Source organism: Stenotrophomonas sp. 05N423 (genome assembly GCF_056397145.1).
Map to the genome: position 1 here is coordinate 530078 of NZ_JBFTMV010000001.1, position 19646 is coordinate 549723.

Genomic DNA, 19646 nt, shown 5'->3' on the forward strand with positions numbered 1-19646 from the left:
CGCAGGCCCGACCTCGTTCCAAAGGACTGACATGACTGCCATTCCCACGCTTCCCTTTGCCTACGGTGTACCGGTGTTGAGCGCGCAGATGCGCAGCACGCCGGAAGATTTCCAGGTCGATGAGCTGCCCGCCTTCGAGGCGAGCGGCGAAGGCGAGCACCTGCTGCTGGACATCCGCAAGCGCGGGGCCAACACCGTGGCCGTGGCCAGGCAGCTGGCGCAGTGGGCCGGTGTGCCGGAAATGGGCGTCAGCTATGCCGGGCAGAAGGATCGGCATGCGGTGACCACCCAGCGTTTCAGCGTGCACCTGCCCAAGCGCGTCGCGCCTGATCTGTCGTTGCTGGAATCGGACGAGGTCCATGTGCTGGCTTCGACCTGGCACAACCGCAAGCTGCAGCGCGGCGCGCTGGCAGGCAACCGCTTCAGGCTGGTGCTGCGCGGCGTGCAGGGTGAGCGGGCGGACATCGGCGAACGCCTGCAGGCCATCGCCGCGCGCGGCCTGCCCAACTGGTTTGGCGAGCAGCGCTTCGGTCGCGATGGCGGCAATGTGCCGGCGGCGCTGGCGATGTTCGCCGGTCGCCGTGTGCGCAAGGACCAGCGTTCCATGTTCCTGTCGGCGGCGCGTTCGGCGCTGTTCAACCGCGTGTTGGCCGCGCGGGTGGAGCAGGGCAGCTGGGATGGCGCGCTGGAGGGCGAGGTGTGGATGCTCGACGGCAGCCGTTCGGTGTTCGGTCCCGAACCGATGAGCGAGGCGCTGGCCGAGCGCCTGGCGCGTTTCGACATCCATCCCAGCGGACCGTTGTGGGGAGCGGGCGAACTGCGCGTCACCGGCGCCGCGCTGGAACTGGAGCAGGCCGCGCTGGCCGACGAACAGGCGCTGGCGCTGCGTGCCGGCCTGGAACAGGCCGGGTTGAAGCAGGAGCGGCGCGCACTGCGGTTGCGGCCGGCGCTGATGCGGCACGCCTGGCTGCAGGACGACGTGCTGGAGCTTTCCTTCGCGTTGCCGCCGGGCTGCTATGCCACGGCGGTGCTGCACGAGCTTGGCGAGGTGAGCGACGCTGGTCGCGCCGAATCGTCGGGAGCGGAGTAAACCGCAGGCTCCATCCATACGGACTGCCCTGCCGCGCAGCCGGGACGGGCTCCGGCACCCGGGCGGTCCGCGATCGCAGGTTGCAGCGCATCACCCGCCGCGCGACGAACGCAATACTCCTGCCGCAAGCGCGTAACCCGGCTGCCGATTAACGGTTCGCCGGCAGGCCGCCGCTCAGCGCCGCGCCAGCAGCACCAGCATCGCGCCGGTGCCGCCCTGCGCGGGCGGCGCCGAATGGAAGGCCAGCACATCGTTGCGCTGGCGCAGCAGGCGGTCCACCAGATTCTTCAGTACCGGTGCGCCGCCGTCGGACTGCAGGCCCTTGCCGTGGATGATGCGCACGCAGCCATGGTCGTGCGCATGCGCTTCGAGCAGGAACCCGCGCAGCAGGTGTTCGGCCTGGGCGGCATTGGCGCCGTGCAGGTCCAGTTCGTCCTGCACCGAATACTGGCCGCGCTTGAGCCGCTGGAACATGCGCGCGGGCAGGGTGTCGCGGCGGTAGCTGGCCACGTCGCCGGCTTCCAGCGGCGTGCTCGAATGCAGCAGCCGGGCGAACTCGCCCAGCGCCTGGGCTTCGTCCTGCTCGGCCATGCGCGCACGCGGCTTCGGGCGCGGGCGGGTGGTGGCCGGCGCGTCCACCTTGCGCAACGGCTTTACTTCGCCGATGGCCGAGCGGAACAGGGCGCCGTCGTCTTCGTCTTCTGGGTGCGACATGCGCATAGCGTAACGGCTGCGGCAATGGGGCGGGCGTCACGGGAAGGCGGTGGGCGCATTCCGGTATCATGCCGGATCGGGCCATGCCCGCCGGCGCGCAGCACACCGGCGGAGTGGCGGTGGACGGCGAGGCAGCGGGAGCGCCGTCATGGATTCAGCGATTCAGGTCTTCAATGCGCGTACTTGTAAGCAACGACGACGGCGTGGACGCCCCCGGCATCAGGATGCTCGCCGAGGAGCTGCGCAATGCCGGCCACGAGGTCACCGTGGTGGCGCCGGACCGCGACCGTTCCGGCGCCAGCAATTCCCTCACCCTGGACCAGCCGGTGCGGCTGCGCCGGATCGACCACTACACCTGCGCGGTGAGCGGCACGCCCACCGACTGCGTGCACCTGGCCCTTACCGGCATGCTGGAGCATGAGCCGGACATCGTGGTCTCGGGCATCAACAATGCTGCCAACCTCGGCGACGACGTGATCTATTCCGGCACCGTGTCGGCGGCGATGGAAGGACGTTTCCTCGGCTTGCCGTCGGTGGCCGTGTCGCTGGTGACCCAGCGCCATGAAGCGAAGCATTTCCTCAGCGCCGCGCGTGCCGCCATCGAGATCGTGGCGCGGCTGGTAGCCGATCCGTTGCCGGCCGATACCATCCTCAACGTCAACGTGCCGGACCTGCCGTGGGACGAGATCCGCGGCTTCGAGGTGACGCGCCTGGGCAACCGCCACCGCGCCGAGGCCTGCATCCCGGCCACCGATCCGCGCGGCAACACCGTGTACTGGATCGGCCCGGCCGGTTCCGAGCAGGATGCCGGCCCGGGCACCGATTTCCATGCGGTGCGCACCGGCCATATCTCGATCACGCCGATCCAGGTCGACCTGACCCGCTACGAGGCGCTGGAGAAGGTAGCCAGCTGGGTGGGCGGGCTGTCCTCGACATTGGGACGCCCGGCATGACGCCACGCCTGCGTCTTTCCCCGGAGGCGGTCGGCAGCGGCATGACCTCGCAGCGGGTGCGCGACCGCCTGGTCGACCGCCTGCGCGACGGCGCCAACGGCGGGGGCATCGGCGACGAGCGCGTGCTCAACGCGGTGCGGGTGGTGCCGCGGCACCTGTTCATCGACGAGGCGCTGGCCTCGCGCGCCTACGAGGACACCGCGCTGCCGATCGGCCATGGCCAGACCATCTCCCAGCCCTGGGTGGTGGCGCGCATGACCGAGGCGGTGCTGCAGGTGGCGCCGAAGACGGTGCTGGAAGTGGGCACCGGTTCGGGCTACCAGGCGGCCATCCTGGCGGCGGTCGGCCTGGAAGTGTTCACCGTCGAACGCATCGGCGATCTGCTGCGCCAGGCCCGCAAGCGCCTGCGGCAGCTGGGCATGAACGTGCGCAGCAAGCATGACGACGGCCGCATCGGCTGGCCCGAGCATGGCCCGTACGACGCCATCGTCGTCACCGCCGCCGCACCGGCGCTGGTGGACGTATTGATCGAACAACTGGCCGTCGGCGGCCGCCTGGTCGCGCCGGTCGGCGGCCCGGGCGGGCAGATGCTGCTGCAACTTACCCGGCAGGCCGACGGCATCGTGCAGGAGGAACTGGCGCCGGTCAGCTTCGTGCCGCTGCTGTCGGGCATGCTGGACTGACAGGGAAATCCTGCGACGATGAAGATATTCGGGCCGCTGTACGACCGCGCGCTGCACTGGGCCAGCCACAAGCGTGCGCCTACCTACCTGACGGTGCTGAGCTTCGTCGAGGCCATCATCTTCCCGGTGATGCCGGAAGTGATGCTGATGCCGATGTGCGTGGCGCAGCCGCGCAGGGGCTGGCGCTTCGCCACCCTGAGCCTGGCCGGTTCGATGGTCGGCGCGATGGTCGGTTATGCGCTGGGCCACTACGCGTTCGAGGCGATCAAGCCGCTGTTCGCGGCGATGGGCATGCTGCCGGGCATCGAGGCGGGCATCGCCACGCTGCAGGCGAAGATGGTGGAATCGCCGTGGGCGGTGTTCACCTTCCTGGTGTTGGGCGGCTTCATGCCGATCCCGATGAAGGTCTTCACGTGGGCATCCGGTATCGTCGGCGTGCCGCTGCCGCAGTACGTGCTGAGCATGCTGGTCGGGCGCGGCAAGCGCGTGTTCGTGCTGGCCGCGGTGATCCGCTTTGGCGGCGCGCGCGCGGCCGAGGCGCTGCGGCGCTGGATCGAACCGCTAGGCTGGATCGCGACCGCGCTGGTCGTCGGCCTGGTGGGTTGGCTGGTATGGAGGACGAAATTCGCATGAGTGCAGAGGTGAGATTCAAGGGCGCGTTCAAGGCGGCCGCCGGCGCGGCGGCATTGCTGCTGGTCGCGGCGTTGGCCGGCTGCGGTACGGCCACGGTGGTCCGGCCTTCGGGCGGCGCATCAACGGCGCAGGCAACCCCGCGCACGTCGGTGCCCAAGCCCGGGCAGACCGTGGTGGTGCGCCGTGGCGACACGCTGTACGCGCTGGCCCGCATCCACAACATCACGCCGGGCGACCTGGCGGCCTGGAACGGTTTGTCCAACCCGAACGCGATCTATCCGGGGCAGACGCTGCGGTTGTATCCGGGCAGCGGCGCCACCGCCTCGCGCCCGACAACCGGCAGTGGGGGAACCGCCACACGGCCGGCTACGCCGCCACCGGCGGCGACGCCGGCGCCAGCTCCGGCCAACAGCGGCATCGGCTGGCGCTGGCCGGCCGACGGCGCGCTGGTCGGGCGTTTCGTCGCCGGCGAGACCACCAAGCAGGGCATCGACATCGCCGGCAGCAGCGGCCAGGCGGTACGTGCGGCCGGGCCGGGCGTGGTGGTCTATTCCGGTGCCGGCCTGGTCGGCTACGGCGAACTGATCATCATCAAACACAACGACCAGTGGCTCTCGGCCTACGGCCACAACCGCAAGCGTCTGGTCAACGAAGGGCAGAACGTCAAGGCCGGCGACCAGATCGCGGAAATGGGCCGCACCGGCGCGTCGCGCGACATGCTGCACTTCGAGATCCGCTACAACGGCAAGCCGGTGGATCCGCTGCAGTATCTGCCGCAGAAGTAGCCGGCGGATACCGGGCCGCCGCGCGCGGCCCCACATCGGGACATGGAGGACAGGGATGCCGTTCGTCGATGCCATGAAGGAAGCGTGTTTCGCCGTGTTTCCCGTTTATGTCGTACTGACGGTGTTGGCCTGGGCATTCGACTGGCGCCGCCTGCTGATGGCGCTGATGGTCGGGATCGGCCGGTACCTGTTCGATCTGCTGGAGCGCAGGGCGCGGCTGCAAGGCAGCTGAGCCGTCGCAAGGAGCTGGTGTTCGGACGGGTGCTGCGGGCAGTGGCATCCCGGCCGCGCCGCAGTCATGGACGTATACGCTGGCCCGGTGCCGGTCGAGGAGGAGGAGCGTGGGGAAATCGCGTTACTGGTTCGCCGCCAAGGAACTCGGATGGGGCTGGGGATGGCCGCTGGCGTGGCAGGGATGGCTCGCCTATGCGGCGACGGCAGCGCTGCTGGTCGCCGGTTTCGTGATGTTCCCGCCCGTGGCCGAGCCCGTTCTCTCCCTCGCCTGCAACGTGGGCGTCATCCTGCTTCTCCTGCTCGTCTGCTGGCTCAAGGGCGAGCCATTGCGTTGACCGCAGGACGCGCGCGCGGGAACAGGGGTTGCGGATGAGCGTGTCACTGCACCATTGCCCGGTGCGTGGCGGAGAGCATCAGCTGCCGTTGGTTTCCAGGATGAACGCAGCGACCACGCGGCGGTTTTCGCCGGCCAGCACGTTGAAGGTGCGCGCGGCCGAGGCGTTGTTCATCACTTCGATGCCGATGCCGCGGGTCAGGCAGGCGGCCATGACCTCCACCGGCGGGAATACCTGCCGCTCGCCCGTGCCGAGGATGAACACGGCCGGGTTCTGTTCCAGCGCGGGCGTCAGGTCCGCCACGGTGAGCTGGCCGACCGCGGCCACCGTCCAGTTTTCGATCAACTGGTCGGGGGAAAGAATGAAGCTGCGCCCCAGCGTCCGGTCGTTGACCCGGGCCTGGTGGCCATCGGCCGAACGCAGGGAATAGGTGTAATCGGGCAGTTCGCGGCTCAGTTGCATCTTCTGCTCCTGGGCGGTCAGCCGCGGGGCAGCACGATCTGGCGCTTTTCCCGGGCCGGGCGGTACAGGACGGCGACATGGCCGATGCGCTGGATCAGCGCGCTGCCGCTGGCGTCGACCAGTTCAGCCACCATGCTGTCGCGCGCCTCGCGGTCTTCGGCGGCGATCTTCACCTTGATCAGTTCATGCCGTTCCAGCACCTCGTCCAGTTCCGCCAGGAAAGCGGGGGTGACTCCCTTGCCGCCGATCTGCAGCAGTGCTTTCAGATCGTGCGCCATGCCGCGCAGGAATCGGTTCTGGGACGGGGTGAGGACGATGGACATGCAGTGATTACGGGTTATCAAGGGGGTTCAGGGTATCATGCCCACCCCTACAGGCCCCATTCCGATGTCCCGCAGCAAGAGCAGTCAACGCTGGTTGAAGGAGCATTTCTCCGACCCCTTCGTGAAGAAGGCGCAGTCCGAGGGCATGCGTTCGCGCGCCGCCTACAAGCTGGAGGAACTGCTCCAGCGCGACCGCCTGCTGAAGCCGAACATGGTGGTGGTCGACCTCGGCGCCGCGCCGGGCGGCTGGTCGCAGCAGGTGCGGAGACAGATGGGCGACAGCGGCCGGGTGCTGGCGCTGGACATCCTTGAGATGCCGCCGCTGGCCGGCGTGGAGTTCCTTCACGGTGACTTCAGGGAAGAAACCGTCCTATCCCAGTTCGAAGCCATGCTCGGCGACCAGCCGGTGGACCTTGTCCTGTCGGATATGGCCCCCAATAAGAGTGGCATGGATGCGGTGGACCAGCCGCGGATGATGCACCTGGCGGAGCTGGCGATGGATTTCGCCGACAACCATCTCAAGCCGGGTGGGGCGTTCCTGATCAAGCTGTTCCAGGGCGTCGGCTTTGACGATTACGTGCGGGAAATGCGCCGCCGTTACGACAAGGTCGTGATCCGCAAGCCGGAAGCCTCGCGCAAGCGCTCGCCCGAGGTCTATGCCCTGGGCCAGGGCAAGCGCACGCAGATCAAGTAAGCTCGATACCATACGAATCGCGTCAGAAATTAGAGGAACGCCGGAGCCGATGAGGATGAACGACCTGACCAAGAACCTCCTGCTATGGGTGGTTGTCGCCGTCGTGCTGATGGTGGTGTTCCAGAGCTTCGCCCCGCGCGGCGGCACGCCCACCGTCGGTGACGCCAACAACTACACCCAGTTCCTGCAGGAAGTGGATGCTGGCCGGATCAAGTCGGTGGAGTTCACCGACGATACGACCCTGACCACCAATGCCATCCGCTTCAAGCGCAGCGACGGCAGCGAAGGCTCGCTGTACGCGCCGCGCGACGAAAAGCTCATCGACCAGCTCTATACCAAGAAGGTCGACATCGTGCGCATGAAGCCGGCCACCGGCCCGAGCTTCTGGAGCATCGCGCTGCAGTTCCTGCCGGTGCTGCTGCTGATCGGCTTCTGGATCTTCATGATGCGGCAGATGCAGGGCGGCGGTGGCGGTGCCAAGGGTGCGATGTCCTTCGGCAAGTCGCGCGCCAAGCTGCAGGGCGAAGACCAGATCAAGGTGACCTTCGCCGACGTGGCCGGCTGCGACGAGGCCAAGGAAGAAGTCGGCGAACTGGTCGATTTCCTGCGCGACCCCTCCAAGTTCACCAAGCTCGGCGGCAAGATCCCGCGCGGCGTGCTGATGGTCGGCCCACCCGGCACCGGCAAGACCCTGCTGGCGCGTGCCATCGCCGGCGAGGCCAAGGTGCCGTTCTTCAGCATTTCCGGCTCGGATTTCGTCGAGATGTTCGTGGGCGTCGGCGCCAGCCGCGTGCGCGACATGTTCGAGCAGGCCAAGAAGCATGCGCCGTGCATCATCTTCATCGACGAGATCGATGCGGTCGGCCGCCACCGCGGTTCCGGCATGGGCGGTGGCCATGACGAGCGCGAGCAGACCCTGAACCAGATGCTGGTCGAGATGGACGGCTTCGAGGGCGGCGAGGGCGTGATCGTGATCGCCGCCACCAACCGTCCGGACGTGCTCGACAAGGCGCTGCTGCGCCCGGGCCGCTTCGATCGCCAGGTCATGGTCGGCCTGCCCGACATCAAGGGCCGCGAGCAGATCCTGCGCGTGCACCTGCGCAAGGTGCCGGCCGCCGACGACGTCAAGCCGGAAGTGCTGGCGCGCGGCACCCCGGGCTTCTCCGGCGCCGACCTGGCCAACCTGGTCAACGAGGGCGCCCTGTTCGCCGCGCGCCGCGGCAAGCAGGAAGTGGGCATGCAGGACTTCGAGGACGCCAAGGACAAGATCTACATGGGTCCGGAGCGCCGCAGCATGGTCATGCGCGAGGACGAGCGCCGCAACACGGCCTACCACGAGTCCGGCCATGCGGTGGTCGCCATGACGCTGCCCAAGGCCGATCCGGTGCACAAGGTCACCATCATGCCGCGCGGCTGGGCGCTGGGCGTGACCTGGCAGCTGCCCGAGCACGACCACATCAGCAAGTACAAGGACCGCATGCTCGAGGAACTGGCGATCCTGTTTGGTGGCCGCATCGCCGAGGAGATCTTCGTCGGCGAGATGTCCACCGGCGCCTCCAACGACTTCGAGCGCGCCACCAAGCTGGCCCGCGGCATGGTCACCAAGTACGGCATGTCCGACGTGATGGGCACCATGGTCTATGCCGACGAGGAAGCCGGCTACGGCATGCACAGCAAGACGATTTCCGAGGCCACCCAGCAGAAGGTGGACGCGGAGATCCGCCGCATCCTCGACGAGCAGTACACCGTGGCGCGCCGCATCCTGGAAGAGAAGCGCGACATCGTTGAAGCCATGACCGCCGCGCTGCTCGACTGGGAAACCATCGATGCCGAGCAGGTCAAGGCGATCATGGAAGGCCGCAAGCCCTCGCCGCCGGCCGGTTGGGTGGACAAGGGCAAGAGCGACCCGTCGGACGGTGACAAGGGGGGCGACGAACGTCCGGTGGCGCCGATCAGCGATCCGGCCGGGCAGCATTGAGCCTGCCGCCAGGGTATTGAACAGGACAGGCCGGATATTCCGGCCTGTCCTGTTTCCGGGAACCGGAAACCAGGCGTGGAGTGGGCCTGTCCGCGGATGGCCTGCTGCCGGCTCCCGGGAGTGCATTGCAGGGCATTCGTAGACAGGTCCGTTGCCACGCACGCCGGTCTTTTCCCATCATGGAAGCCCCCGTTTTCGGCCTCGATGGTTCCGATGGCCGCATCCGCGGGAGACAATGGGTCGCCGTGCCCCAGCCGCCTGCCGTATGACTACCCAGACTCCCGCTCCCAAAACCTCCACCCACCTGCCGGAAATGGTGATCGCCACCGTGGCCGGCGTCGCCTTCGGGGTGAAGACCGGTCATTACCTGGCAGGCATCTTCATCGGCATCGTGCTGGGCGTGGCGCTCAGCGTGCTGGGCACCGTGGTCCGGGCGAGGAGCAGGCGCTGATGTTCGACACGTCTCCGGTACTGGATTGCGCCGGCCGGCCGTTGCGGCTGGACCGCCCGCGGGTGATGGGCATCGTCAACGTCACCCCGGATTCGTTCTCCGATGGTGGGCTGCACTTCGATGCCGCGGCGGCCATCGCCCATGGGCTGGCGCTGGTCGAACAGGGCGCGGACCTGCTCGACATCGGTGGCGAGTCCACCCGGCCCGGCGCCGCGCAGGTGTCGGCGCAGGAGGAGATCGCGCGCGTGGTGCCGGTGATCGAGGCGCTGGTCGCGCGCGCGACGGTGCCGGTCAGCATCGATACCTGCAAGCCCGAGGTGATGCGCGCGGCGCTGGCCGCCGGCGCCGGCATGGTCAACGACGTGCAGGCCCTGCGCCAGCCCGGTGCGATGGAGGCCGTGGCCGGTTCCGGTGCCGCCGTGGTGCTGATGCATGCGGTGGGCGGGCCGCACGACGCCGGTGTGGCCTGGGACAGCGACGACGTCGCCGGCGACGTGCAGCGCTTCCTCGCCGAACGCATTTTCGCCGCGGAGATGGCCGGCATCGCCCGCAACCGGCTGGTGGTCGATCCCGGCTACGGTTTCAACAAGGACACCGCGCAGAATTTCACGCTGTTGGCGGCGCAGGAAAAACTGTTGGCGCTGGGCGTGCCGCTGCTGGCAGGGCTGTCGCGCAAGCGCTGCATCGGCGAGGTCACCGGCCGCGCCATCGCCGCCGAGCGCGTGGCCGGTTCCGTTGCCGCGCACCTGCTGGCAGTGCAGCGTGGCGCGAAGATCGTGCGCGTGCACGACGTGGCCGCCACGGTCGATGCGCTCAGGGTGCTGGCCGCGTTCGATGCGGTACCGGCGCAGCGCGCCGACCGTCCCGCGCCGCCGCGCTGGCCGGACGAGGACTGATGGCGGCCGACACGCGGCCGCTGGCGATCGCGCTGATGGGGCCCACCGCGTCGGGCAAGACCGCGGCGGCGATCGAACTGGCCAGGCGCCATGGCGGCGAGATCGTCAGCGTCGATTCGGCGCTGGTATATCGCGGGCTGGAGATCGGCGCGGCCAAGCCCGACGAAGCCGAGCGCGCCGGCATTCCCCACCATCTGCTGGACCTGCGCGACCCCTGGCAGAGCTACTCGGCCGCCGAGTTCGCCGCCGATGCCGCCGCCGCGGTGCGCGACATCGTCGCGCGTGGCCGGCTGCCGATCCTTGCAGGCGGCACCGGGCTGTACTTCCGCGCGCTGCTGCAGGGGCTTTCGCCGATGCCGGAGGCCGACCCGGCCATCCGTGCGGCGATCAGTGCCGAGGCCGGGGCCGTGGGCTGGCCGGCGCTGCACGCGCAGCTGGCGCAGGTCGATCCGGCCGCGGCCAGGCGCATCCACGCCACCGATCCACAGCGCATCCAGCGCGCGCTGGAGGTCTACCGGCTCACCGGCAGGCCGATCAGCCATTGGCAGGCGTTGCCCGGCGTCGCCCGCCTGCCGGCGCGCGTGCTCAAGCTGGTGCTGGCGCCGGCCGACCGCGCCGTGCTGCACGCGCGCATCGAACGCCGCTTCGACCTGATGCTGGAGGCCGGGTTCCTCGACGAAGTGCGGCGCCTGCGCGCGTTGCCGCCGATGGCGGACGTGCCGGCGCCGCTCGACCTGCCGGCGATCCGCGCCGTGGGCTACCGCCAGGCCTGGCAGTTCCTGGATGGGGACGACAGCGCCGCCGGCTTCCGCGACAAGGCGATCTTCGCCACCCGCCAGCTGGCCAAGCGCCAGCTCACCTGGCTGCGCGGTGAACTGGACGCGCGCTGGTTCGACCCCGCCACCGACATGCCGCGCCTGCGCGAGGCGATTTCCCTGTTTCTGGCAAGGTGAGCGGGCCTGTGGCGGTGTACCATCGGCAGTCCGGCGCGGCGGGGGAGACTGCGTCGGCCCATAAGAACAATAACGAGGAGTTGAAGATGTCCAAGGGGCAATCCTTGCAGGACCCGTTCCTGAACGCACTGCGCCGCGAGCGCGTGCCGGTTTCGGTCTACCTGGTCAACGGCATCAAGCTGCAGGGCACGATCGAGTCGTTCGACCAGTTCGTGGTGCTGCTGCGCAATACGGTCAGCCAGATGGTCTACAAGCACGCCATTTCCACCGTGGTGCCGGCGCGCAACGTGCGCGTGGGACCGGGCGGCGGCTACGTGCAATCGGCCGACAGCAATCAGGCAGGCGATGACGACAACGACAACGAATAAGCAGGACGTGGCGCGTGTTTGACCGTTCGAAACGAGGCGAACACGCGCTGTTGATCCAGCCGCACGCGGGGCGGCTGGAAGAGGATGTGCTGGAAGAGTTCACCGACCTGGCCCGCTCGGCCGGCGCCAGCATCGCGGCCACCGTGACCGCGCGCATCGACCGACCCAATCCTTCCACCCTGATCGGCAGCGGCAAGCTGGACGAGGTCAAGGCCATGGCCGACGCCACCGGCGCCGACCTGGTGCTGGTCAACCATGCGCTGACCCCGGTGCAGGAGCGCAACCTGGAGCGGTTCCTGGAGCGGCGCGTGATCGACCGCACCGGGCTGATCCTGGACATCTTCGCCCAGCGTGCGCACAGCCACGAAGGCAAGCTGCAGGTGGAACTGGCGCAGCTGCGCCACCTGGCCACGCGCCTGGTGCGCGGCTGGACCCACCTGGAGCGCCAGCGCGGCGGTTCCATCGGCCTGCGCGGCCCCGGCGAAACCCAGCTGGAAACCGACCGCCGGCTGCTGCAGAAGCGCGTGGAACAGCTGCAGAAACGCCTGGAAAAGGTGGAAGTGCAGCGCACCCAGATGCGCCGCGCGCGCGTGCGCAGCGAGATGCCACGCGTGGCCCTGGTGGGCTACACCAACGCCGGCAAGTCGACCCTGTTCAACGCGCTGACCGGTGCCGGCGCCTACGCCGCCGACCAGCTGTTCGCCACGCTCGACCCGACCGTGCGCCGCATCGCGCTGCCCGGCGGCAACGCGATGCTGGCCGACACCGTCGGTTTCGTGCGCGACCTGCCGCACGAACTGGTGGCGGCGTTCCGCTCCACCCTGAGCGAGGCGCGCGAGGCGGATTTCCTGCTGCACCTGGTCGATGCCGCCGATCCGCTGCGCGAGGAGCGCATTGCCCAGGTGGACGAGGTGCTGGAGGCGGTGGGTGCCGGCGGGCTGCCTCAGTTGCTGGTGTTCAACAAGATCGACCGCATCGAAGGTGCGGACGTGCGCCACGACGCGCAGGACGGCGTGCCGGACGAAGCGCGGCGCGAACGCGTATGGATTTCCGCGCGCGACGGCCGCGGCCTGGACCTGCTGCAGTCGGTACTGGGCAAGCGCCTGGGCCTGCAGCACGTCACCGGCCGCGTGCGCCTGCCGCCCGGCGCCGGCAGGCTGCGTTCGCGCCTGCACCAGCTGGAAGTCATCCGCAGCGAACAGGCCGACGAGGAAGGCTGGCTGATCGAGGTGGACATCCCCGTCGCCGAAGCGGAGAAGCTGGCCGCCGGCGCCGATGGGCAGGTGATCCGCGCATTGCTGCCGGAGCGGGAGCCGGAATGGTGAGCCGCCCACGATGGGTGTGGGCTGGAAACGAAACAGGAGCGACGCGCGTCGCTCCTGTTTCGTTTTCCGCGTTGCTGTTTCTGTCGGAGGCGCACAACCTCGCGCCGGAACGGGGGATTACTTCAATCGCGCAAGCATCTGCCCCAACTGCACCGGACTTTCCGCCTTCAATGCCGGGTCGAACTCGGCCACGCCCGGCGGCAGCAGCGCGATCACGGTGCTGCCGTAGTTGAAGCGCGCCGCGCCTCAATAACAGCAAGGCGCTAGAGGGGGGGCGCGTCGCCACGCGTAGTGATGTGGCCGCGTCGGAACGGGGGATTACTTCAATCGCGCAAGCATCTGCCCCAACTGCACCGGACTCTCCGCCTTCAATGCCGGGTCGAATTCAGCCACGCCCGGCGGCAGCAGCACGATCACGGTGCTGCCGTAGTTGAAACGCGCCGCGCCTCAATAACAGCAAGGCGCCAGAGGGGGGGGGCGCGTCGCCACGCGTAGTGATGTGGCCGCGTCGGAACGGGCCGTTACTTCAATCGCGCAAGCATCTGCCCCAACTGCACCGGACTCTCCGCCTTCAATGCCGGGTCGAATTCAGCCACGCCCGGCGGCAGCAGCACGATCACGGTGCTGCCGTAGTTGAAGCGCGCCATCTCCGCGAACCGCTCCAGCGTGATGCCCTTGCCGCGCCAGTCCTTGCGGGTGATGCGGTCGCCGTAGGCGGGGATTTCTTCGCCACTCCAGACCGTTTCCACGCCGCTGACCAGCAGCGCGCCGACCATCACCTGCACCATCGGGCCGAAATCGGTGTCGAAGTGGCATACCAGCCGCTCGTTGCGGGCGAACAGGCGCGGCACCTTGGCCACCGCGTCCGGGCCGACGCTGAACAGGCGTCCGGGCACGTGCACGGTCTCGCGCAGGGTGCCGGTCCAGGGCATATGCACGCGGTGGTAATCGCGCGGGGACAGGTACACCGTGGCGAACAGGCCGTTGGCGAAGGGGGCGGCAGCGGTGGCGTCGCCGAGCAGTTCGGCGGCGGTGAACGACTGGCCCTTGGCCTGGAAGATGCGCCCGCCCTCGATCGCGCCGAGCTGGCTGATGCGGCCATCGGCCGGCATCAGCAGCGCGCGCGGGTCGGCATCGGCCACGCGTGCGCCCGGCTTCAGGGCGCGGGTGAAGAAGGCATTGAAGCTGGCATAGCTGCGCGGGTCCGGATCGGCCGCTTCGGCCAGGTTGACGTCGAATTTCCGCGTCACCGTGTCGATCAGCCAGCGCGAGACGCGCGGGCTGCGCGAATAGGCCAGAGAGCGCGCCATCGACGACAGCAGCCGATGGGGCAGGGCATAGGTGAGCGTGGTCAGCAGACTCATGGTGCGGTTTTTCCGGTGAGCTTGGTCAGGTCGCTGGCGATCAGTTTCGGGTCGAACGGCGGGCGCATCAGGCCGGCCAGGCGGCCTTCGGGATCGAGCACGGCGATGCTGGCCGAGTGGTCCATGCTGTAGTCGTCCGGGTTCCTGTCGAAGTTTTTGCCCGGCGCCTTCTGGAACACCAGGCCGAGCGGGGTGGCGAAACGTTCCAGCGACGGCACGTCGGCGGTAGCGGCCAGCGTGTCCTTGTGGAAAGCGTGGGCGTACTCGCCCAGCCGCGCCGGCGTGTCGCGTTCCGGGTCGACGGAGACGAACACCACGCGCGGCCGCAGGCTTTCGGGAATGGTTTCCCATTGCTTCTGCGCCAGCGCCAGTTCGGCCAGCGTGGTCGGGCACACGTCCGGGCAGGAAGTGAAACCCAGGAATACCAGGGTCCAGTGTCCGCGCAGTTCGCCGGGAATCAGGCGGGTGCCATCGGACTGGCTGAGGCTGAAATCCGGCAGCGGCCGTGGCGTGGGATAGAAAATGATCGAACCGGTCTGGTGGCCGCCGTTGCCGGCCGGGTCGAACACCTTCTGCGCCAGCAACAGGCCCAGCCCTGCTGCCAGCGCGATGGCCAGGACGATGCCGGTATTGCGGTTGAACATGGACCGTTTCTCCGTACGGGTGATGGCGGCGCCGGGCCAGGGCGGAGCGCGGGCCTGCGGGCGGCGATGGCGGGATCCGGTGGCATGCCGGCCCTTGCCGGGGTATTGCGGCCTGATGCCGGGACATCGCCGCAGTTTCGGCTGCAACCGGGCGCTCAATATACCGGGTGCACGCCTATAATCGCAGACCATCCCCTGTTTCCCGTATTGCCATGACAGCCCAGGCGGCCGCCGAACTCCACACGATCATCGACCTGATCCGCTACGGCGCCAGCCGTTTCAATGCCGCGGGCCTGACCTTCGGGCACAGCTATGACAATGCGCTGGACGAAGCCACCAGCCTGGTGCTGCATACCCTGCACCTGCCGCCGGACCTGGGCCCGGCCTACGGCCAGGCGCGCCTGCTGGCCGACGAGAAGCAGCAGGTGCTGGCGCTGTTCGAGCGCCGCATCGCCGAGCGCGTGCCGGCGGCCTACCTTACCGGCGAGGCGTGGTTCGCCGGGCTGAGCTTCAAGAGCGACGCGCGCGCGCTGGTGCCGCGCTCGCCCATCGCCGAGCTGATCCTCAATGGCTTCGAGCCCTGGCTGGCCGGGCGCGACGTCACCCGTGCGCTGGATCTGTGCACCGGCTCGGGCTGCATCGCCATCGCCATGGGCCACTACTACCCGAACTGGCAGGTGGACGGCAGCGACATCAACGACGCCGCGCTGTCGCTGGCGGTCGAGAACAAGGAGCGCCTGCTCGCGCACAACGTCGAGCTGGTCAAAAGCGACCTGTTCGCCGGCCTGCAGGGTCGCGTCTACGACCTGATCGTCACCAATCCGCCGTACGTCACCAACGACGAGACCGATGCGCTGCCGCGCGAATACGCGCACGAGCCGGACCTGGCGCTGCGTGCCGGCGACGACGGCCTGGACCTGGTGCTGAAGATCCTGCGCGACGCGCCGGACCACCTGGGCGAGGACGGCCTGCTGATCTGCGAAGTGGGCGAATCCGAGCAGCACCTGGTCAAGCTGCTGCCGGAAGTGTTCATGTCCTGGATCGAGTTCAAGGTCGGGCAGATGGGCATCTTCGCGGTCGAGGCCGCCGAACTGCGCGCCCATCATGCGCGCATCGCCGAGCTGGCGGCGCAGCGATGAGCTCCAACGCCTTCGGCAAGCTGCTGACGGTCACCACTTTCGGCGAATCGCACGGGCCGGCGATCGGCTGCGTGATCGATGGTTGCCCGCCAGGGCTGGAGATCGCGCCGGAGGAGTTCGCCCACGACCTGCAGCGCCGGGCCACCGGCAAGAGCCGGCACACCTCGGCGCGGCGCGAGGCCGACGAGGTGGAGATCCTGTCCGGCGTGTACGAAGGCCGCACCAGCGGTACGCCGGTCGCGCTGCTGATCCGCAACACCGACCAGCGCAGCAAGGACTACAGCAACATCGCCGCGCAGTTCCGCCCCGGCCACGCCGACTACAGCTACTGGCAGAAGTACGGCATCCGCGACCCGCGCGGCGGCGGCCGTTCCTCGGCGCGCGAGACCACCATGCGCGTGGCCGCCGGCGTGATCGCCAAGAAGTGGCTCAAGCAACGTTACGGCGTGACCGTGCGCGGCTGGCTGTCGCAGCTGGGCGAGATCACCCCGACCGGCTTCGACTGGAGCGCGGTGGAGGACAACCCGTTCTTCTGGCCCGACGCTGCCCAAGTGCCGGAGCTGGAGGCGTACATGGATGCGCTGCGCAAGTCCGGCGATTCGGTCGGCGCGCGCGTGAACGTGGTCGCCGATGGCGTGCCGCCGGGCTGGGGTGAGCCGATCTACGGCAAGCTCGACGGCGAGATCGCCGCGGCGCTGATGAGCATCAACGCGGTCAAGGGCGTGGAGATCGGCGACGGCTTCGCCAGCGTCGTGCAGAAGGGCACCGCGCACCGCGACCTGATCGTGCCGGAGGGCTTCCAGTCCAACCATGCCGGCGGCATCCTCGGCGGCATCGCCACCGGCCAGCAGATCGTCGCGTCGATGGCGCTCAAGCCGACCTCCAGCCTGCGCCTGCCCGGCGCGACGGTGGATGTGGAGGGCAACGCGGTCGAGGTCATCACCACCGGCCGCCACGACCCCTGCGTCGGCATCCGCGCCACGCCCATCGCCGAGGCGATGCTGGCGCTGGTGCTGATGGACCAGGCGCTGCGCCACCGCGCGCAGTGCGGCGACGTCGGCGTGGTTACGCCGCGCATCCCCGGGAGCCTCGATGGCTGACCGGCGGCCCCGCGTCTGGGTATCGCAGCCGCTGTTCGACGACACCGTCGCGCAGCTGGCCGCGTACTGCGACGTGGTGGCCACGCCGACCGTCACCGCGCACGACAGCGCGGCGCTGGCGACGCACCTGGCCGACGCCGATGGCGCCCTGGTCACGCTCAACGAACGCATCGGCGCGGCCGAGATCGCCGGCGCCAACGCACTTAAGGTCGTCGCCAACGTTGGCGTCGGCTACAACAATCTCGACATCCCGGCGCTGGGCGCGGCGGGCATCGTCGCCACCAACACGCCGGACGTCCTCACCGAGACCACGGCCGACCTCGGTTTCGCGCTGTTGATGGCCGCGGCGCGGCGCATCGTCGAGTCCGACCGCTGGCTGCGCGAGGGCAACTGGGGGCAGTGGTCGTTCACCACCATGCTCGGCGCCGACCTGCATGGCAGCACCCTGGGCATCCTCGGCATGGGCCGTATCGGCCAGGCCATCGCCCGCCGCGGCCACCATGGTTTCGGCATGAAGGTGCTGTACCACAACCGCTCGCGGCTGCCCGCGGACGTGGAGCTGACGGTCGGCGCGCGTTACACCGGTTTCGACGAGCTGCTGGGCAGCGTCGATCATCTGGTGCTGGTGCTGCCATATACCGCGCAGAACCGCCACATCATCGATGCCGCCGCACTGGCGAAGATGAAGCCCACCGCCACGCTGGTGAACATCGCCCGCGGCGGCATCGTCGACGAACTGGCGCTGGCCGAGGCACTGGCGCACGGCCGCCTGGCCTCGGCCGCGCTCGACGTTTACGAGAACGAGCCGGACGTGCGTCCGGAGCTGCTGGCCCTGCGCAACATCGTGCTGACTCCGCATGTCGGCAGCGCCTCGCTGGCCACGCGCCGGGCAATGGTGCAGGTGGCGGTGGACAACCTGCTGGCGGGCCTGGGCATCGGCCCGGATGCCGGCCATCCCGCCAATGCGGTCAATGCCGGCCTGCTGGCCGATGGCATGGCGCGCACGGGCAATGCCGGCACCAAAATCGACATCAAGAAACGGTAGGGAGCCTCCGAGGCTGTCGCCGGAGGTTCCCCGAACCTGGCTCGACGTGTGTGTCCCCCCATCTCTTTCTTTCGAGTACACCCCATGAGCAATGAAGCCCGTCGTTTCCACGTAGCCGTCGTCGGCGCCACCGGCGCGGTCGGCCAGACCATGCTGGCCATCCTCGCCGAGCGCGATTTCCCGGTCGGCAAGCTGAGCCTGCTCGCCTCCGAGCGCTCGGCCGGCCAGCAGGTTGAGTTCAACGGCGAGAAGGTCACCATCCAGGATCTGGCCACGTTTGATCCCGCCGGCGTCGAGATCGCCCTGTTCTCCGCCGGTGGCGGCATCTCGAAGGAATATGCGCCGAAGTTCGCCGCCGTCGGTGCGGTCGTCATCGACAACTCGTCCTCGTTCCGCTATGACGACGACGTGCCGCTGGTGGTCTCCGAGGTCAATCCGGAAGCGGCGAAGAACCGCCCGCGCGGCATCATCGCCAACCCGAACTGCTCGACCATGCAGCTGATGCCGGTGCTGGCGCCGATCCACCGCGAGTACGGCATCGAGCGCATCAACGTGGCCACCTACCAGTCCGTTTCCGGCGCCGGCCAGAGCGGCATGGAAGAGCTGGGCAAGCAGACCGCGCAGTTGTTGGGCTTCCAGGAAATCGAGCCGAAGAAGTTCCCGGTGCAGATCGCTTTCAACCTGATCCCGCACATCGACGAGTTCCTGGACAACGGCTTCACCAAGGAAGAAATGAAGCTGGTCTGGGAGACCCGCAAGATCCTCGGCGACGACAGCATCCAGGTGAACCCGACCGCCGTGCGCGTGCCGGTGTTCTATGGCCACTCGGAGGCGGTGAACGTCGAGACGAAGAAGAAGATCAGCGTGGAGCAGGCGCGCGAACTGCTGGCCGCCGCACCGGGCGTGAAGGTCGTGGACGAGCGCAGGGCCGGCGGCTACCCGACCCCGGTCACCCATGCTTCGGGCACCGACCCGGTCTACGTGGGCCGCATCCGCGAGGACTTCTCGCATCCGCGCGGGCTGAACATGTGGGTGGTGGCCGACAACATCCGCAAGGGTGCCGCGCTCAACGCGGTGCAGGTCGCCGAGCTGGTCGCCAACGGCGGCTGAGGCAAGACAAGCCGGAATATCCTGCACTGCCGACCAACGGTCGGCACCCCATCGGTACCTGCCAACACCCACCTGAAAGCATCTGGAGCAAAGCCCCCTTGGTAAGGGGGCGCGCCACTGCGCGAAGCGCGAACGGCGAAGCCGGCCCAAAGGGCGAGCCGCTTGCGGCGAGTCAAGGCGGGGGGGCAAGCGAGAGACGGGGCCCGCGGTTTGCGGAGCAGACCGTGGGGCGGCAGCGCGCAAGCGCGCAGCGCTGGTGTGTCTGTGGCAAAGCGAAAGACGGGCCCCACGGTTTGCAACGCAAACCGTGGGGCGACAGCGCGAAGCGCTGGCGTGTCGTCCCTGCGGTATTCGGAACCCCGGCTCA

At 68.6% G+C, this 19646-nt stretch carries 23 protein-coding genes and 2 pseudogenes; 18 read left to right on the forward strand and 7 right to left on the reverse strand.

The annotated features are described in order from the left end of the window. Positions 1–31: 31 nt before the first annotated feature. Complete coding sequence (gene truD, locus AC1DGW_RS02385) at positions 32–1090, forward strand: tRNA pseudouridine(13) synthase TruD (RefSeq protein WP_478019064.1); 1059 nt, start codon at positions 32–34, stop codon at positions 1088–1090. Between the two features lie 174 nt (positions 1091–1264). Here truD and AC1DGW_RS02390 read toward each other — a convergent pair whose 3' ends face one another. Continuing rightward, positions 1265–1804, reverse strand: a complete 540-nt coding sequence (locus AC1DGW_RS02390) for a Smr/MutS family protein (protein WP_478019065.1) — start codon at positions 1802–1804, stop codon at positions 1265–1267. A gap of 173 nt (positions 1805–1977) precedes the next feature. Between AC1DGW_RS02390 and surE the strand changes: the two genes are divergently transcribed. From surE to AC1DGW_RS02420, 6 genes are all read left to right on the forward strand, one after another. Beyond that, positions 1978–2757: a 5'/3'-nucleotidase SurE gene (surE, locus tag AC1DGW_RS02395; protein ID WP_478019066.1), complete on the forward strand. Its 780-nt coding sequence runs from the start codon at positions 1978–1980 to the stop codon at positions 2755–2757. Further along, positions 2754–3440 carry a protein-L-isoaspartate(D-aspartate) O-methyltransferase gene (locus AC1DGW_RS02400; protein WP_478019067.1) on the forward strand — a complete coding sequence of 229 codons (687 nt, stop codon included), beginning with the start codon at positions 2754–2756 and terminating at the stop codon, positions 3438–3440. The genes surE and AC1DGW_RS02400 overlap by 4 nt, the downstream gene beginning before the upstream one ends. Positions 3441–3458: 18 nt before the next feature. Next, positions 3459–4073 carry a YqaA family protein gene (locus tag AC1DGW_RS02405; RefSeq protein ID WP_478019068.1) on the forward strand — a complete coding sequence of 205 codons (615 nt, stop codon included), beginning with the start codon at positions 3459–3461 and terminating at the stop codon, positions 4071–4073. Continuing rightward, positions 4052–4858 (forward strand): peptidoglycan DD-metalloendopeptidase family protein, encoded by an 807-nt coding sequence (locus AC1DGW_RS02410; RefSeq protein ID WP_478019069.1) that lies wholly within the window; start codon positions 4052–4054, stop codon positions 4856–4858. Before AC1DGW_RS02405 ends, AC1DGW_RS02410 begins: the two co-directional genes overlap by 22 nt. Positions 4859–4913: 55 nt before the next feature. Further along, positions 4914–5090, forward strand: a complete 177-nt coding sequence (locus tag AC1DGW_RS02415) for a hypothetical protein (RefSeq protein WP_478019070.1) — start codon at positions 4914–4916, stop codon at positions 5088–5090. A 109-nt stretch (positions 5091–5199) separates the two neighbouring features. Next, positions 5200–5427: a hypothetical protein gene (locus tag AC1DGW_RS02420; RefSeq protein ID WP_478019071.1), complete on the forward strand. Its 228-nt coding sequence runs from the start codon at positions 5200–5202 to the stop codon at positions 5425–5427. Positions 5428–5505: 78 nt separating this feature from the next. Here AC1DGW_RS02420 and AC1DGW_RS02425 read toward each other — a convergent pair whose 3' ends face one another. Together AC1DGW_RS02425 and yhbY are read right to left on the reverse strand one after the other, a co-directional pair. Then, positions 5506–5889 carry an Mth938-like domain-containing protein gene (locus AC1DGW_RS02425; protein WP_478019072.1) on the reverse strand — a complete coding sequence of 128 codons (384 nt, stop codon included), beginning with the start codon at positions 5887–5889 and terminating at the stop codon, positions 5506–5508. A gap of 17 nt (positions 5890–5906) precedes the next feature. Further along, positions 5907–6212, reverse strand: coding sequence for a ribosome assembly RNA-binding protein YhbY (yhbY, locus tag AC1DGW_RS02430; RefSeq protein ID WP_478019073.1), 306 nt, complete (start codon positions 6210–6212; stop codon positions 5907–5909). Between the two features lie 64 nt (positions 6213–6276). Here yhbY and rlmE point away from each other — a divergent pair, with 64 nt between their 5' ends. The 7 genes from rlmE to hflX all read left to right on the forward strand — a co-directional run bounded on the left by rlmE (position 6277) and on the right by hflX (position 12877). Next, positions 6277–6906: a 23S rRNA (uridine(2552)-2'-O)-methyltransferase RlmE gene (rlmE, locus tag AC1DGW_RS02435; protein ID WP_478019074.1), complete on the forward strand. Its 630-nt coding sequence runs from the start codon at positions 6277–6279 to the stop codon at positions 6904–6906. 55 nt (positions 6907–6961) lie between these two features. After that, the gene (gene ftsH / locus AC1DGW_RS02440) at positions 6962–8884 is read left to right on the forward strand and encodes an ATP-dependent zinc metalloprotease FtsH (RefSeq protein WP_478019075.1); all 1923 of its coding nucleotides are present in this window, start codon (positions 6962–6964) and stop codon (positions 8882–8884) included. Positions 8885–9149: 265 nt separating this feature from the next. After that, a complete protein-coding gene (locus AC1DGW_RS02445; RefSeq protein ID WP_478019076.1) occupies positions 9150–9335 on the forward strand; it encodes a hypothetical protein in 186 nt (61 codons plus the stop codon). Then, positions 9335–10231, forward strand: a complete 897-nt coding sequence (gene folP / locus AC1DGW_RS02450) for a dihydropteroate synthase (protein WP_478019077.1) — start codon at positions 9335–9337, stop codon at positions 10229–10231. Before AC1DGW_RS02445 ends, folP begins: the two co-directional genes overlap by 1 nt. Beyond that, complete coding sequence (gene miaA, locus AC1DGW_RS02455) at positions 10231–11184, forward strand: tRNA (adenosine(37)-N6)-dimethylallyltransferase MiaA (protein WP_478019078.1); 954 nt, start codon at positions 10231–10233, stop codon at positions 11182–11184. Before folP ends, miaA begins: the two co-directional genes overlap by 1 nt. Before the next feature lie 86 nt (positions 11185–11270). Then, complete coding sequence (hfq, locus tag AC1DGW_RS02460; RefSeq protein ID WP_433851201.1) at positions 11271–11552, forward strand: RNA chaperone Hfq; 282 nt, start codon at positions 11271–11273, stop codon at positions 11550–11552. 14 nt (positions 11553–11566) lie between these two features. Next, positions 11567–12877: a ribosome rescue GTPase HflX gene (gene hflX, locus AC1DGW_RS02465; protein ID WP_478019079.1), complete on the forward strand. Its 1311-nt coding sequence runs from the start codon at positions 11567–11569 to the stop codon at positions 12875–12877. 117 nt (positions 12878–12994) lie between these two features. On the opposite strand, the pseudogene AC1DGW_RS02470 reads toward hflX, so the two are convergent. From AC1DGW_RS02470 to AC1DGW_RS02485, 4 genes and pseudogenes are all read right to left on the reverse strand, one after another. Further along, positions 12995–13117 (reverse strand): annotated as a pseudogene (locus tag AC1DGW_RS02470) (archaetidylserine decarboxylase); the annotation flags it as partial. Positions 13118–13195: 78 nt separating this feature from the next. Continuing rightward, positions 13196–13318, reverse strand: a pseudogene (locus AC1DGW_RS02475) (phosphatidylserine decarboxylase); the annotation flags it as partial. 80 nt (positions 13319–13398) lie between these two features. Beyond that, complete coding sequence (asd, locus tag AC1DGW_RS02480; protein ID WP_478019080.1) at positions 13399–14241, reverse strand: archaetidylserine decarboxylase; 843 nt, start codon at positions 14239–14241, stop codon at positions 13399–13401. After that, a complete protein-coding gene (locus AC1DGW_RS02485) occupies positions 14238–14885 on the reverse strand; it encodes an SCO family protein (RefSeq protein WP_478019081.1) in 648 nt (215 codons plus the stop codon). Before AC1DGW_RS02485 ends, asd begins: the two co-directional genes overlap by 4 nt. Positions 14886–15097: 212 nt before the next feature. Between AC1DGW_RS02485 and prmB the strand changes: the two genes are divergently transcribed. The 4 genes from prmB (at position 15098) to AC1DGW_RS02505 (ending at position 19279) form a co-directional block, all read left to right on the forward strand. Then, positions 15098–16024: a 50S ribosomal protein L3 N(5)-glutamine methyltransferase gene (gene prmB, locus AC1DGW_RS02490; protein WP_478019082.1), complete on the forward strand. Its 927-nt coding sequence runs from the start codon at positions 15098–15100 to the stop codon at positions 16022–16024. Continuing rightward, positions 16021–17124 (forward strand): chorismate synthase, encoded by a 1104-nt coding sequence (gene aroC / locus AC1DGW_RS02495; RefSeq protein WP_478019083.1) that lies wholly within the window; start codon positions 16021–16023, stop codon positions 17122–17124. The genes prmB and aroC overlap by 4 nt, the downstream gene beginning before the upstream one ends. After that, positions 17117–18169: a 2-hydroxyacid dehydrogenase gene (locus AC1DGW_RS02500; protein WP_478019084.1), complete on the forward strand. Its 1053-nt coding sequence runs from the start codon at positions 17117–17119 to the stop codon at positions 18167–18169. The genes aroC and AC1DGW_RS02500 overlap by 8 nt, the downstream gene beginning before the upstream one ends. An 84-nt stretch (positions 18170–18253) precedes the next feature. Beyond that, a complete protein-coding gene (locus AC1DGW_RS02505; RefSeq protein WP_478019085.1) occupies positions 18254–19279 on the forward strand; it encodes an aspartate-semialdehyde dehydrogenase in 1026 nt (341 codons plus the stop codon). Positions 19280–19646 lie beyond the last annotated feature (367 nt).